Source organism: Atlantibacter subterraneus (genome assembly GCF_007570865.1).
Taxonomy (GTDB): Bacteria; Pseudomonadota; Gammaproteobacteria; order Enterobacterales; family Enterobacteriaceae; genus Atlantibacter; species Atlantibacter subterraneus.
On sequence record NZ_VLPS01000008.1, the window covers coordinates 24,344 to 38,346 of the forward strand.

General features: G+C 57.1%; 13 protein-coding genes. 9 read left to right on the plus strand and 4 right to left on the minus strand.

From position 1 onward, the window contains the following. Nucleotides 1-157: 157 nt before the first annotated feature. From nirB to FND52_RS15025, 9 genes are all read left to right on the plus strand, one after another. Nucleotides 158-2,704: a nitrite reductase large subunit NirB gene (gene nirB, locus FND52_RS14985; RefSeq protein ID WP_144131611.1), complete on the plus strand. Its 2,547-nt coding sequence runs from the start codon at nt 158-160 to the stop codon at nt 2,702-2,704. After that, complete coding sequence (gene nirD / locus FND52_RS14990) at nt 2,701-3,027, plus strand: nitrite reductase small subunit NirD (RefSeq protein WP_144131613.1); 327 nt, start codon at nt 2,701-2,703, stop codon at nt 3,025-3,027. Before nirB ends, nirD begins: the two co-directional genes overlap by 4 nt. 191 nt (nt 3,028-3,218) lie before the next feature. Continuing rightward, on the plus strand, nt 3,219-4,028 hold the full coding sequence (nirC, locus tag FND52_RS14995; protein ID WP_125292541.1) for a nitrite transporter NirC: 810 nt from the start codon (nt 3,219-3,221) through the stop codon (nt 4,026-4,028). Nucleotides 4,029-4,039: 11 nt separating this feature from the next. Then, the gene (gene cysG, locus FND52_RS15000; protein ID WP_144131615.1) at nt 4,040-5,404 is read left to right on the plus strand and encodes a siroheme synthase CysG; all 1,365 of its coding nucleotides are present in this window, start codon (nt 4,040-4,042) and stop codon (nt 5,402-5,404) included. A gap of 337 nt (nt 5,405-5,741) precedes the next feature. Further along, the gene (gene frlA, locus FND52_RS15005) at nt 5,742-7,079 is read left to right on the plus strand and encodes a fructoselysine/psicoselysine transporter FrlA (RefSeq protein WP_125292543.1); all 1,338 of its coding nucleotides are present in this window, start codon (nt 5,742-5,744) and stop codon (nt 7,077-7,079) included. A gap of 21 nt (nt 7,080-7,100) precedes the next feature. Further along, a complete protein-coding gene (gene frlB / locus FND52_RS15010; RefSeq protein ID WP_125292544.1) occupies nt 7,101-8,123 on the plus strand; it encodes a fructoselysine 6-phosphate deglycase in 1,023 nt (340 codons plus the stop codon). A gap of 52 nt (nt 8,124-8,175) precedes the next feature. After that, a complete protein-coding gene (gene frlC / locus FND52_RS15015; RefSeq protein WP_144131617.1) occupies nt 8,176-9,006 on the plus strand; it encodes a fructoselysine 3-epimerase in 831 nt (276 codons plus the stop codon). Continuing rightward, nucleotides 9,003-9,788: a fructoselysine 6-kinase gene (frlD, locus tag FND52_RS15020; protein ID WP_144131619.1), complete on the plus strand. Its 786-nt coding sequence runs from the start codon at nt 9,003-9,005 to the stop codon at nt 9,786-9,788. The genes frlC and frlD overlap by 4 nt, the downstream gene beginning before the upstream one ends. 100 nt (nt 9,789-9,888) lie before the next feature. Then, the gene (locus tag FND52_RS15025) at nt 9,889-10,623 is read left to right on the plus strand and encodes a GntR family transcriptional regulator (protein WP_144131621.1); all 735 of its coding nucleotides are present in this window, start codon (nt 9,889-9,891) and stop codon (nt 10,621-10,623) included. Nucleotides 10,624-10,665: 42 nt separating this feature from the next. Here FND52_RS15025 and trpS read toward each other — a convergent pair whose 3' ends face one another. The 4 genes from trpS to dam are packed head-to-tail and all read right to left on the minus strand — an operon-like array spanning nt 10,666 to nt 13,950. Further along, on the minus strand, nt 10,666-11,670 hold the full coding sequence (gene trpS, locus FND52_RS15030; RefSeq protein WP_125292549.1) for a tryptophan--tRNA ligase: 1,005 nt from the start codon (nt 11,668-11,670) through the stop codon (nt 10,666-10,668). After that, the gene (gene gph / locus FND52_RS15035) at nt 11,663-12,424 is read right to left on the minus strand and encodes a phosphoglycolate phosphatase (RefSeq protein ID WP_125292551.1); all 762 of its coding nucleotides are present in this window, start codon (nt 12,422-12,424) and stop codon (nt 11,663-11,665) included. The genes trpS and gph overlap by 8 nt, the downstream gene beginning before the upstream one ends. Further along, nucleotides 12,417-13,094 (minus strand): ribulose-phosphate 3-epimerase, encoded by a 678-nt coding sequence (gene rpe, locus FND52_RS15040; protein ID WP_144131623.1) that lies wholly within the window; start codon nt 13,092-13,094, stop codon nt 12,417-12,419. The genes gph and rpe overlap by 8 nt, the downstream gene beginning before the upstream one ends. Before the next feature lie 40 nt (nt 13,095-13,134). Next, complete coding sequence (dam, locus tag FND52_RS15045; RefSeq protein WP_125292552.1) at nt 13,135-13,950, minus strand: adenine-specific DNA-methyltransferase; 816 nt, start codon at nt 13,948-13,950, stop codon at nt 13,135-13,137. Nucleotides 13,951-14,003 lie beyond the last annotated feature (53 nt).

Genomic DNA, 14,003 nt, shown 5'->3' on the forward strand with positions numbered 1-14,003 from the left:
AAATCGAAACCTGAATCAATTCCGCCACTTAGAAAATCCTACAAAAATCAAGGCTATACCCATTAAGGGGTATATGGGGCGGAAATTGATCTGAATCAAGAAGGGGGTTTGCTGAATCGTTAAGGTAGGCAGTAGTAGAATAGAAATTGAGGCAAAAATGAGCAAAGTCAAACTGGCTATAATCGGTAACGGGATGGTAGGCCATCGTTTTATTGAGGATCTTCTCGATAAAGCTGACGCCAGCCAGTTCGACATTACCGTATTTTGTGAAGAGCCACGTATCGCCTACGATCGTGTTCACCTCTCCTCTTACTTCTCTCACCACACTGCCGAAGAGCTCTCTCTGGTGCGTGAAGGTTATTATGAGAAGCACGGCGTCAACGTGCTGATGGGCGAACGCGCCATCACCATTAACCGCCAGGAAAAAGTGATCCACTCCAGCGCCGGGCGCACCGTCTATTACGACAAACTGATCATGGCGACCGGCTCCTATCCGTGGATCCCGCCAATCAAAGGGTCTGAAACCCAGGACTGCTTCGTTTACCGCACCATCGAAGATCTCAACGCCATCGAGTCCTGCGCCCGTCGCAGCAAACGCGGCGCGGTGGTCGGCGGCGGTCTGTTAGGTCTGGAAGCTGCTGGCGCGCTAAAAAACCTCGGCGTGGAAACCCACGTGATTGAATTCGCACCGATGCTGATGGCTGAACAGCTCGATCAGATGGGTGGCGAGCAGCTGCGTAAGAAAATAGAAAGCCTGGGCGTGAAAGTCCACACCAGCAAAAACACTCAGGAAATCGTTCAGAGCGGCAAAAGCGCGCGTAAAACCATGCGCTTTGCTGACGGCAGCGACCTGGAAGTCGATTTCATCGTGTTCTCCACCGGTATTCGCCCGCGCGACAAGCTGGCGACCCAGTGCGGCCTGGCCGTTGCGCAGCGCGGCGGTATTGTGATTAACGACAAATGCCAGACTTCCGATCCGGATATTTACGCCATCGGCGAGTGCGCCAGCTGGCACAACCGCGTGTATGGCCTGGTAGCACCAGGCTATAAAATGGCTCAGGTGGCGGTTGACCATATCCTCGGCCACACTAACGCCTTTGAAGGTGCCGATCTCAGCGCCAAGCTGAAACTGCTGGGCGTGGACGTTGGCGGCATCGGCGATGCCCATGGTCGCACCCCAAACTCCCGCAGCTATGTATTCCTGGACGAAAGCAAAGAAACCTACAAGCGCCTTATCGTCAGCGAAGACAACAAAACCCTGCTGGGCGCGGTGCTGGTGGGCGACACCAGCGATTACGGTAACCTGCTGCAACTGGTGCTGAATCAAATCGAACTGCCGGAAAACCCGGATGCATTGATCCTGCCAGCGCACGCCAGCCAGGGTAAACCGGCTATCGGTGTGGATAAACTGCCGGACAGCGCGCAAATCTGCTCCTGCTTCGACGTCACCAAAGGCATGCTGATCTCTGCTATCAACAAAGGCTGCCACACCGTGGCGGCGCTGAAAGCGGAAACCAAAGCCGGTACCGGCTGCGGCGGCTGTATCCCGCTGGTGACCCAGGTGCTGAACGCCGAGCTGGCGAAACAGGGCATCGAAGTCAGCCACAACCTGTGCGAGCACTTCGCGTTCTCCCGTCAGGAGCTGTATCACCTGATCCGCGTTGAAGGCATCAAAACCTTCGACGAGCTGCTGGCGAAATACGGTAAAGGCTACGGCTGTGAAGTCTGTAAACCTACCGTGGGCTCGCTGCTGGCGTCCTGCTGGAACGAATACATCCTGAAACCGAAGCACACCCCGCTTCAGGATACTAACGACAATTTCCTGGCGAACATCCAGAAAGATGGCACCTACTCGGTGATCCCACGCTCTGCGGGTGGGGAAATCACGCCGGAAGGGCTGATGGAAGTGGGCCGTATCGCTCGCGAATTCAACCTGTACACCAAAATCACCGGTTCTCAGCGTATCGGCCTGTTCGGCGCGCAGAAAGACGACCTGCCGGAAATCTGGCGTCAGCTGATTGAAGCGGGCTTCGAAACCGGCCATGCCTATGCCAAAGCGCTGCGTATGGCGAAAACCTGTGTAGGCAGCACCTGGTGCCGCTACGGCGTGGGTGACAGCGTGGGCTTCGGCGTCGAGCTGGAAAACCGTTACAAAGGCATCCGCACTCCGCACAAAATGAAGTTTGGCGTTTCCGGCTGTACCCGTGAATGTGCCGAAGCACAGGGTAAAGACGTGGGCATCATCGCCACCGAAAAAGGCTGGAACCTGTACGTATGCGGCAACGGCGGCATGAAACCGCGTCATGCGGATCTGCTGGCGGCGGACCTCGATCGCGACACCCTGGTGCGTTATCTGGACCGCTTTATGATGTTCTACATTCGCACCGCTGACAAACTGACCCGTACCGCGCCGTGGCTGGATAACATGGAAGGCGGCATCGACTACCTGAAGAGCGTAATCATCGACGACAAACTGGGCCTGAACTCCCAGCTTGAAGCCGAAATGGCCCGCCTGCGTGACGCCGTGGTCTGCGAATGGACCGAGACGGTGAACGATCCGGCTGCCCAGGTTCGCTTCCAGCACTTCATCAATAGCCCGCTTCGCGACCCGAATGTTCAGGTGGTTTCCGAGCGTCAACAGCATCGTCCGGCCACGCCGTATGAACGTATCCCGGTCACCTTTGTGGAGGAGGAAACCGTATGAGCCAGTGGATTAACATCTGCCCAATCGACAAGATCCTGCCTGCAACCGGCGTGTGCGCCCTGCTGAACAACCAGCAGGTGGCGATCTTCCGTCCTCACTCGTCTGACGACGTGTACGCCATCAGCAACATCGACCCGTTCTTCGAGGCCAGCGTGCTCTCGCGCGGTTTAATCGTCGAACACCAGAGCGAACTGTGGGTGGCCAGCCCGCTGAAGAAACAGCGCTTCCGCCTGCGCGATGGTTTGTGCATGGAGGACGAAAGCCACTCCGTTGCCCATTATGAAGCCCGCGTAAAAGACGGGCTGGTGCAGCTCAAAGCGTAATGCCCCTGGGCGAGGAATCTCCTCGCCCTTTTTAAATTTTTTCCGTCCCCGGCCTCTTTGCACGCAAAGATGTGCGGTAAACCGTGGGCGTTTTGCGTGAAGCATCGCGATAAAAACAGACCGGAAATCATTCCGGCCGCGAACGCCAGCGCAGCCAAATTTATTATTTTCAATCTATTAGGATAACCATCATGTTTACAGACACCATCAACAAATGCGCGGCCAATGCGGCGCGTATCGCCCGGCTCTCTTCCGGCAATCCGTTCGGGTTTTGGGTTAGCTCCGCGATGGCGGGTGCCTACGTCGGCCTGGGGATTATTTTGATTTTCACCCTGGGCAACCTGCTCGACCCGTCAGTGCGTCCGCTGGTGATGGGGGCGACCTTCGGCATCGCGTTGACCCTGGTGATCATCGCCGGTTCCGAACTGTTTACCGGCCACACCATGTTCCTGACCTTTGGCGTCAAAGCGGGCACCATCAGCCACGGCCAGATGTGGGCGATCCTGCCGCAAACCTGGCTGGGCAACCTGGTGGGTTCGGTGTTCGTGGCACTGCTGTATAGCTGGGGCGGCGGTAGCCTGCTGCCGGTTGACACCAGTCTGGTACATACCGTGGCGCTGGCCAAAACCTCTGCGCCAGCGATGGTGCTGTTCTTTAAAGGCGCGCTGTGTAACTGGCTGGTTTGCCTGGCGATCTGGATGGCGATCCGCACCGAAGGCGCAGCGAAATTCCTGGCGATCTGGTGGTGCCTGCTGGCGTTTATTGCCTCCGGCTACGAGCACTCCGTTGCCAACATGACGCTATTCGCTCTTTCCTGGTTCGGCCACCACAGCGATGCTTACACGCTTTCCGGCATCGGCCATAACCTGTTGTGGGTAACCCTCGGCAATACCTTCTCCGGTGCGGTGTTTATGGGATTAGGTTACTGGTATGCTACGCCAAAAGCGGAGCGTCCGACTCCTGCACACATCGCAACCGTTGCGGCGAAAGCCAGCCACTAAGAGGTCATGTCGTGGATCACCTGCCGATATTTTGTCAGTTAAAACAGCGCCCCTGCTTATTAGTCGGTGGCGGGGACGTAGCAGAACGCAAAGCGCGCCTGCTGATGGAGGCAGGAGCCCGGGTGACGGTAAACGCGCTGGCGTTTACCCCGCAGTTTCAGGTCTGGCGTGACGAGGGCGCATTAACTCTCGCCGCCGGACCGTTTGATGCCAGCCTGATGGACGACTGCTGGCTGGTGATCGCTGCCACCAACGACGACGCGGTGAACGCTCAGGTCAGCGAAGCTGCCGAAGCGCGCCGTATTTTCTGTAACGTGGTGGATGCGCCACAGCAGGCCAGCTTTATCATGCCGTCGATTATCGACCGCTCGCCGCTGATGGTGGCGGTCTCTTCCGGCGGCACCTCTCCTGTTTTAGCGCGCTTGCTACGTGAGAAACTCGAATCCCTTCTGCCCCAGCATTTGGGGCAAATCGCCCACTACGCCGGGAAACTGCGCCGCCGCGTGAAGAACACCTTCGGCAGCATGAGCGAGCGCCGTCGCTTCTGGGAAAAGCTGTTTGTTAACGATCGGCTGGCGCAGTCGCTCGCTAATCAGGATGAGCAAAACGTCGCGACCATCACCGAAACGCTGTTCACGGAGCCGCTGGATAACCGCGGCGAAGTGGTGCTGGTGGGTGCAGGTCCGGGCGATCCGGGCCTGCTGACGCTGAAAGGGCTACAGCAGATCCAACAGGCGGATATCGTGGTCTACGACCGGCTGGTATCTGATGAGATTATGAATCTGGTGCGCCGTGACGCCGATCGGGTATTCGTCGGCAAGCGCGCCGGTTACCACTGCGTGCCGCAGGAAGAGATTAATCAAATTCTGCTGCGCGAAGCCCAGCGCGGCAAACGCGTGGTGCGGCTGAAAGGCGGCGACCCGTTTATTTTCGGGCGCGGCGGCGAGGAACTCGAAACGCTGATCGGCGCGGGTATCCCGTTCTCCGTAGTGCCCGGCATTACCGCCGCATCCGGCTGTTCTGCCTATGCGGGTATCCCGCTCACCCATCGCGATTACGCCCAGAGCGTGCGGTTAATCACCGGCCACCTGAAGAGCGGCGGCGAGTTTGACTGGCATAATCTGGCGGCAGAGAAACAGACGCTGGTGTTCTATATGGGCCTGAACCAGGCGGCGACCATCCAGCAAAAACTGCTGGAACACGGTATGGATGCCGACATGCCGGTGGCGCTGGTGGAAAACGGCACCAGCGTTAAGCAGCGAGTGGTCAACGGCACGCTGACGCAGCTCGGCGAGCTGGCGCAAGAGGTTGAAAGCCCGAGCCTGATTTTCGTGGGCCGGGTGGTGGCGCTGCGCGATAAATTACGCTGGTTTTAATTATCCCGGGCAGGCTCACAGCCTGCTCGCTCCTGTTGCACTTCCGAATTTGTCTTTCCTGTCCATTGTGTTCCTTAAGTGTTCTAAATAATTTAAATCATTCATTTTCAATCGCTTAAATAATTAACTCATAACACCTCGCTCACAAATGGCGATTTTGTGATCTACTTCGCCAATACAATTCATCATATGTTGTTATATTCATTATGCGTCATCTCATAATGAAACAGTAAAGCGATATCCCACGATCCCCTGTCAGGATCGTGCGGCGACCTGCTGCCTTCATTCAGACGCACTGAACCCTACAACTCCATTTGATAATTAAAAAGGTAACGATATGGAAGGCCAGGAACTCCAACGCAAGCTCGGCTTTTGGGCCGTGCTGGCCATTTCCGTCGGAACGACCGTCGGTTCCGGTATTTTCGTTTCGGTTGGTGAAGTAGCAAAAGCAGCAGGCTCTCCGTGGCTCACGGTGCTTGCTTTCGTGATTGGCGGGCTGATCGTGATCCCGCAGATGTGCGTTTACGCGGAGCTTTCCACCGCGTATCCCGAAAACGGCGCAGACTATGTGTATCTGAAAAACGCTGGCAGTCGTCCGCTGGCGTTTCTCTCCGGCTGGGCCAGCTTCTGGGCCAACGACGCACCCTCGCTCTCTATTATGGCGCTGGCGATTGTCAGTAATCTGGCCTTTCTGGTGCCCATCGATCCGTTTGCCGGGAAATTCATCGCCACCGGACTGATTCTGGCATTTATGCTGCTGCACCTGCGTTCGGTGGAAGGCGGCGCGACTTTCCAGACGCTGATCACCATTGCCAAAATCATTCCGTTTGCCATCGTAATTGGTATCGGCGTGTTCTGGCTCAAAGGCGATAACTTTAGCGCGCCAGCGACCGCCACCACCAGCGCGGCGGCGGGCATTATGGCGCTGCTGGCCGGGATATCCGCCACCAGCTGGTCCTACACCGGCATGGCATCCATCTGCTACATGACCGGCGAAATCAAAAACCCGGGCAAAACCATGCCACGCGCACTGATCGGTTCCTGCTTACTGGTGCTGGTGCTCTATTCGCTGTTGGCGCTGGTGATCACCGGACTGATGCCGTTCGACAAGCTCGCCGCCTCCGGGACGCCCATTTCCGATGCGCTTACCTACATCCCGGCGCTGGGCAGCGTAGCGGGCATCTTTGTCGCCATTACCGCCATCATCGTGATCCTTGGCTCGCTCTCCAGCTGCGTGATGTACCAGCCGCGCCTCGAGTATGCGATGGCGAAAGATAACCTGTTTTTCAAAAGCTTCGGGCACGTCCACCCGAAATACAACACGCCGGATGTCTCCATCATCCTGCAATGCGCCCTCGGCATCTTCTTTATCTTCGTTTCTGACCTGACCAGCCTGCTGGGCTACTTCACGCTGGTGATGTGCTTCAAAAACACCCTGACCTTTGGCTCGATTATCTGGTGCCGCAAGCGTGAGGACTATAAACCGCTGTGGCGTACGCCGGCGTTCGGCCTGATGACCTTCGCCGCTATCGCTTCAAGCTTGATTCTTGTGGCCTCCACCTTCGTGTGGGCGCCAATCCCGGGGCTGGTTTGCGCCCTGATTGTTATCGCCACCGGCCTGCCCGCTTATGCCTTCTGGGAAAAGCGCAACCGCCGCCTGGCGCATATTTCTTAACCCTGTCTGGAGAGTTGTTGCATGTTGAATATTGATAAAAGCACGGTGGATTTCCTGGTAACCGAAAACATGGTCAAGGAAGTGGAGAAGGTACTTGAGAAAGACGTTCCCCGCGTGCATGCCATTGTTGATGAAATGATCGCGCGCGGCGTGGATCGCATTTACTTTGTTGCCTGCGGCTCCCCGCTGAATGCGGCGCAGACGGCAAAACATCTGGCGGACCGCTTCTCCAGTTTGCAGGTCTACGCGCTATCCGGCTGGGAATTCTGTGATAACACCCCGCACCGCCTGGATTCGCGCTGCGCGGTGATCGGCGTCTCTGACTACGGCAAGACCGAAGAAGTGATTAAAGCGCTGGAGCTGGGCGCGGCGTGCGGCGCGCTGACCGCCGCCTTTACCAAACGCCCGGACAGCCCGATCACTCAGGCCGCCGAACATGTAGTGGCGTATGAAGCCGACTGCATCTGGGAAATCCATCTGCTGCTGTGCTACAGCGTGGTGCTGGAGATGATTACCCGCCTCGCGCCACATACCGAAATCGGTAAAATCAAAAACGATCTGCGCAAGCTGCCGCAGGCGCTCGGGCATCTGGTACGCACATGGGAAGACAAAGGGCGTCAGCTTGGCGAGCAGGCCTCCCAGTGGCCAATGATCTATACCGTTTCCGCCGGTCCACTGCGCCCGCTGGGTTACAAAGAGGGGATCGTCACGCTGATGGAATTTACCTGGACCCACGGTTCGGTGATTGAGAGCGGTGAATTTCGCCACGGCCCGCTGGAAATCGTTGAGCCGGGCGTGCCGTTCCTGTTCCTGCTCGGCAACGACGAAAGCCGTCACACCACCGAGCGCGCCATTCGTTTCGTGCGCGAGCGTACCGATAACGTCATCGTGATCGACTATGCCGAGATCGCCCAGGGGCTGCACCCGTGGCTCGCGCCGTTCCTGATGTTCGTACCGATGGAATGGCTCTGCTACTACCTCTCTATCTACAAAGACCATAACCCGGACGATCGTCGTTACTACGGCGGTATCGTCGAGTATTAATTCCCTCGCCCGGCCTCCGTGCAGGCCGGGCATCACAGCAAGGAGCAGGAAGATGAAAACGGGTATGTTTACCTGCGGGCATCAGCGTTTACCGCTGGAGCACGCGTTTCGCGACGCGCATGAATTAGGGTATGACGGGCTGGAACTGTGGGGTGGTCGACCCCACGCTTATGCGCCGGATCTCAACGCGGGCGGCATTAAGCACGTTAAAGAACTGGCGCGGGTGTATCAGATGCCAATCATCGGCTACACCCCGGAAACCAACGGCTATCCGTACAATATGATGCTGGGCGATGAGCGGATGCGCCGCGAAAGCCTGGATATGATCAAGCTCGGTATGGATATGGCGAAAGAAATGGACGCCGGATTCACGCTGATTTCCGCTGCTCACGCCGGCTATCTCACGCCGCCTGACGCCATCTGGCAGCGGCTGGCGGATAATCTGCGCGAACTCTGCGATCATGCAGAAGACATCGGCATGGATCTGCTGCTGGAACCGCTGACGCCGTATGAGTCCAACGTGGTGTGCAACGCCAACGATGTGTTGCGCGCGCTGGCGCTGGTGCCCTCGCCGCGCCTGTTCAGCATGATTGATATCTGCGCCCCGTTTGTCCAGGGCGAGCCGGTGATGAGCTATTTCGCTAAGCTGGGCGACAAGCTGCGCCATCTGCATATTGTCGACAGCGACGGTGCCAGCGACAGCCACTACATTCCGGGGGAAGGCAAAATGCCGCTGCGCGAGTTAATGCGCGATATTATCGACAGCGGGTATAACGGCTACTGCACTATTGAACTGGTAACGATGTATATGAACGAGCCGCGGCTTTACGCCCGCCAGGCGCTGGCGCGTTTTCGCGAGCTGCTGCCACAGGAGGCGCAATGAAACGGCTGGCTACGGTAGGCGATAACTGCGTGGATATCTATCCCCAGTTGGGCAAAGCGTTTTCCGGCGGCAACGCCGTTAACGTGGCGGTCTACAGCACGCGTTACGGGATGCAACCCGCCTGCGTCAGTTGGGTAGGTGAAGACGATTACGGCACCATGCTGCGCCGCGATCTGGCGCAGCATGGCGTGGATATCTCTCATCTGCGGGTGATGCCCGGCGTAACGGCACAAACTCAGGTGGAGCTGCGCAATAACGATCGTATTCTCGGCGACTATACCGAAGGCGTGATGGCGGATTTCAGCGTCGACGAGCAGGAGCTTGCGTGGCTCCAGCAATTCGACATTATCCATTCCGCCATCTGGGGCCATGCGGAGTCCGCCTTCCCTGCGCTGAAGGCGGCAGGCAAAATCCTGTCTTTTGATTTTGCCGACAAATGGGAAAGCCCGCTGTGGCGCACGCTGCCGGAACACCTTGATTACGCTTTTTCCTCGGCAAATGAAGAAAACCCGTGGCTGCGCGACCGGCTGCAAACCATCGTGCAGTGCGGCGCGGGGACGGCGATCGCCACGCTCGGCGAAAACGGCAGCCTGGCATGGGACGGCACACAGTTCTGGCGAATGCCGCCGCAACAGGTTGAGGTGGTGGATACCATGGGGGCCGGGGATTCCTACATTGCCGGGTTCCTGTGCGCTATCGCCAGCGGGTTGCCGCTACAGGACGCCATGAAACAGGGCACCGAGTGCGCCGCGCGCACCATTGGCTATCATGGTGCCTGGTAAGGTCAGCGTTGGCGTGACAATCCGCACGCCAACGCCTGTTACTGATCCAAAAACGCTCATATAATCAACCCCACTCTTCCTACAACTTCAGGGTCGATTCATGCCAGCTACGGAGCGCTACTCACATCAACTCCTTTATGCCACCGTGCGCCAACGCCTGCTTGATGATATCGCGCAGGGGGTTTACCGGGCGGGCCAACAGATCCCGACTGAAAGCGAGTTATGCACGCTCTATAACGTCAGCCGCATCACCATTCGCAAAGCAATCAGCGATCTGGTTAACGACGGCGTGCTGCAACGCTGGCAGGGGAAAGGCACCTTCGTGCAGAGTAAAAAGGTTGAAAACGCGCTGCTGACGGTAAGCGGCTTTACCGATTTCGGCGTCTCCCAGGGTAAACCGACCCGGGAAGAGGTGATCGAACAGGAGCGCATCAGCGCCGATCCGTTCTGCGAGCGGCTAAATATCCCCGGCGGCAGCGAGATTTTTCGCCTGATGCGGGTCATGTATCTCGACGACGAGCCGCTGTTTATCGACAGCTCCTGGATCCCGCTGTCCCGCTACCCGGCATTTGACGAAATTTATACTGCGGGCGCGTCTACCTATAAGTTGTTCCAGGAAAAATTCGACACCCGCGTGGTGAGCGATAAAAAAACGATTGATATTTTTATGGCTACCAAAGCCGAGGCCCAAAGGCTTAAGTGCGAACTGGGCGAGCCGCTGTTTCGCATCAGTAAAATCGCCTTCGATCAGAATGCGAAGCCGGTTCACTACTCAGAGCTGTTCTGTCGCGCCAACCGCGTCAGCCTGACGATTGATAATCAGCGCCAGAAATAAAAAAGAGGGCCGAAGCCCTCTTAACGTTTTTCGCAGCCAGACTTACGGCTGGGCCACAAAGCCAATCACTTCGTAGACGTGCTTCAGCGTTTCGCTGGCGCGGGCGCGGGCTTTCGCCGCGCCGTCTTTCATCACGCTCTGCAGGAAGGCTTCGTCGTTACGGAAGCGATGATAGCGCTCCTGCAGCTCGGTCAGCATGCCGGAAACCGCTTCCGCGACTTCGCCTTTCAGATGGCCGTACATTTTGCCTTCGAAATGCTGCTCCAGCTCCGGAATGCTCTGGCCGGTGACGGCGGAAAGAATGTCCAGCAGGTTGGAAACACCGGCTTTGTTCGCCACGTCGTAGCGCACCACCGGCGGCTCGTCGGAATCGGTGACCGCGCGTTTAATTTTCTTCACCACCGACTTCGGATCTTCCAGCAGGCCGATCACGTTATTGCGGTTATCGTCAGACTTGGACATCTTTTTGGTCGGCTCAAGCAGCGACATTACGCGCGCGCCGGACTTCGGAATAAACGGCTCCGGCACTTTAAACACCTCGCCATACAGGGCGTTAAAGCGCTGGGCGATATCGCGGCTCAGCTCCAGATGCTGTTTCTGGTCTTCACCCACCGGCACCTGGTTGGTTTGATACAGCAGAATATCCGCCGCCATCAGCACCGGGTAATCGAACAGCCCGGCGTTGATGTTCTCCGCGTAACGCGAAGATTTATCTTTAAACTGGGTCATGCGGCTCAGCTCACCGAAGTAGGTGTAGCAGTTCAGCGCCCAGGCCAGCTGCGCGTGTTCCGGCACGTGCGACTGAACGAAGATAGTGCTTTTTTCCGGGTCGATACCGCAGGCCAGATACAGGGCCAGGGTGTCCAGGGTAGCTTTACGCAGCGCAGCCGGGTCCTGCCGGACGGTGATGGCGTGCTGATCGACGATGCAATAGATGCAGTGGTAGTCGTCCTGCATGTTGACCCACTGACGGAGTGCACCCATGTAGTTGCCGATAGTCAGTTCACCTGAGGGCTGTGCGCCACTAAATACGATGGGCTTACTCATTTGTTAATTCCTGATTTTCACTGTGGGGAAGCCCAAGTGCGGGCAGAATGTCTTTGAAGTGATGGAACACCACGTCAGGGTTGCTCAGTTCAATCGCTTCGCCGTAGTTGTAACCGTAGGTCAGGCCGACGGAACGGCAGCCTGCGGCAGACGCAGCCAGAATATCATTGCGCGAATCGCCGACAAACAGCAGTTCGCCTGGTGCCATGCCTAATTTTTCCGCCACCAACAGCAGCGGCTCCGGGTGCGGTTTCTTATTCTTCACATCGTCGCCGCCGATCACCACGGTAAAGTATTTGGCGATATCCAGCGCTTCCAGCAGCGGCGCGACAAACGGCGTCGGCTTGTTGGTCACCAGCGCCATTGGAATATCATTTTCCGCCAGGGCGCTCAGGGTCGTGGCCACGTCCGGGAACAGCGCGCTACCTTCATCCACCGCATCGGCGTAGAAGCGGTCGAACAGCTTGCGCAGCATGCGTACACGATCGGCATGCGGGATATCCGCGTCTTCAACCGCCGGTTTACCCGACGCCGCACGCTGTATATCGCGCTCCTGGCGCGCCCAGGTCAGGGCGCGTTCCACCAGCACATCCGCGCCGTTGCCAATCCAGGTAATTACCCGCGCCTCACCGGCCTGGGGTAATTCCAGCGCATACAGCGCCATATCCACCGCCGTGGCCAGGCCCGGCGCGCTGTCGACCAGCGTACCGTCCAGATCGAACGCCACGCCGCGAATATTATTAAACTTATCCATGGCTTACCTTTGCCAGTTCACGACGCATCTCATCGATAACCGCTTTGTAATCCGGGGCGTCGAACACTGCCGAGCCCGCAACAAACATATCCGCGCCTGCGGCGGCGATTTTACCAATGTTGGAGGCTTTGACGCCGCCATCCACTTCGAGACGAATATCATAACCCGAGGCGTCAATGCGTTGACGCACTTCGCGCAGCTTATCCAGGGTGTGCGGAATAAAAGACTGGCCACCGAAACCGGGGTTAACCGACATCAGCAGGATCACATCCAGCTTATCCATTACGTGATCGAGATAGCTAAGCGGCGTCGCCGGGTTAAACACCAGGCCCGCTTTACAGCCGTGCTCTTTGATCAGCTGTAAAGAGCGATCCACATGCTCGGAGGCTTCCGGATGGAAGGTGATATAGCTGGCACCCGCCGCGGCGAAATCAGGAATAATGCGGTCCACCGGTTTCACCATCAGATGCACATCAATCGGCGCGGTGATCCCGTATTTGCGCAGCGCCTTCAGCACCATCGGGCCGATGGTTAAATTCGGCACGTAGTGGTTATCCATCACGTCGAAATGAACGACATCGGCACCAGCGGCCAACGCAGCGGCGGTATCCTCACCCAGACGGGCAAAATCGGCCGACAGAATCGAGGGGGCAATCAAAAACTGTTTCATCCGCTTCTCCATAAGTGTGTTGTGCGGCGGGCGAAACGGCTCAGGCGGAATAGAGCGCCAGCAGTTCGTCCACTTTTTTACGGGTGCCGCCATTGCTGCTAATACTACGTCGCGCCCGCACCACGTGCAGGTCGTCAGCTTGCCGATACCACTGGCGGGTAAGTTCGGTATCGTGATTTGAAATCAACACCGGAACCTGGCTGACTTTAAGCCCATGAGCCAGATCGGCGAGATGCTGTTGCTGCTCGAAATTAAAACTGTTGGTGTGGTACGCGGTGAAATTTGCGGTGGCGGAAAGCGGCGCATAGGGCGGATCGCAATACACCACCGTGCCCTGCTGCGCGCGCGCCATGCTGCTGGCGTAACCTTCGCAAATAAACAGCGCGTTACGCGCCCGCTCCGCGAAGTGATACAGCTCATCTTCCGGGAAATAGGGTTTGCGATAACGCCCAAACGGGACGTTGAACTCGCCGCGTAAATTATACCGACACAGGCCATTGTACCCATGACGGTTGAGATACAAAAACAGCAGCGCGCGCCGGAACGGATCCTGGCTCTGATTAAATTCGTCACGCAGCTGGTAATAAACCTCGGACTGGTTTGACTCCGGCGTGAACAAATCCCGCGACTGCTGCACGTACTCATCGGTCTGGGTCTTGACGATGTTGTACAGGCTAATCAAATCGCTGTTGATGTCTGCGAGAATATAGCGCGAATAGTCAGTATTGAGGAAAACCGACCCTGCGCCAACGAAAGGTTCTATCAGGCAGTCACCCTGAGGAAGGTGCTTTTTGATTTCATCCAGCAGGGGGTATTTCCCCCCTGCCCATTTAAGAAAAGCGCGTTTTTTTTTCATGCTGTCTTACTGATTAACCTTCTCTATCCAGGGAGAAGGCTCCTGGAGCATCC

Coding starts and splice junctions, on each gene's coding strand:
- nirB (WP_144131611.1), top strand. CDS start 158: ATGAGCAAAGTCAAACTGGCTATAATCGGTAACGGGATGGTAGGCCAT.
- nirD (WP_144131613.1), top strand. CDS start 2,701: ATGAGCCAGTGGATTAACATCTGCCCAATCGACAAGATCCTGCCTGCA.
- nirC (WP_125292541.1), top strand. CDS start 3,219: ATGTTTACAGACACCATCAACAAATGCGCGGCCAATGCGGCGCGTATC.
- frlA (WP_125292543.1), top strand. CDS start 5,742: ATGGAAGGCCAGGAACTCCAACGCAAGCTCGGCTTTTGGGCCGTGCTG.
- frlB (WP_125292544.1), top strand. CDS start 7,101: ATGTTGAATATTGATAAAAGCACGGTGGATTTCCTGGTAACCGAAAAC.
- frlC (WP_144131617.1), top strand. CDS start 8,176: ATGAAAACGGGTATGTTTACCTGCGGGCATCAGCGTTTACCGCTGGAG.
- frlD (WP_144131619.1), top strand. CDS start 9,003: ATGAAACGGCTGGCTACGGTAGGCGATAACTGCGTGGATATCTATCCC.
- FND52_RS15025 (WP_144131621.1), top strand. CDS start 9,889: ATGCCAGCTACGGAGCGCTACTCACATCAACTCCTTTATGCCACCGTG.
- trpS (WP_125292549.1), bottom strand. CDS start 11,670: ATGAGTAAGCCCATCGTATTTAGTGGCGCACAGCCCTCAGGTGAACTG.
- gph (WP_125292551.1), bottom strand. CDS start 12,424: ATGGATAAGTTTAATAATATTCGCGGCGTGGCGTTCGATCTGGACGGT.
- rpe (WP_144131623.1), bottom strand. CDS start 13,094: ATGAAACAGTTTTTGATTGCCCCCTCGATTCTGTCGGCCGATTTTGCC.
- dam (WP_125292552.1), bottom strand. CDS start 13,950: ATGAAAAAAAAACGCGCTTTTCTTAAATGGGCAGGGGGGAAATACCCC.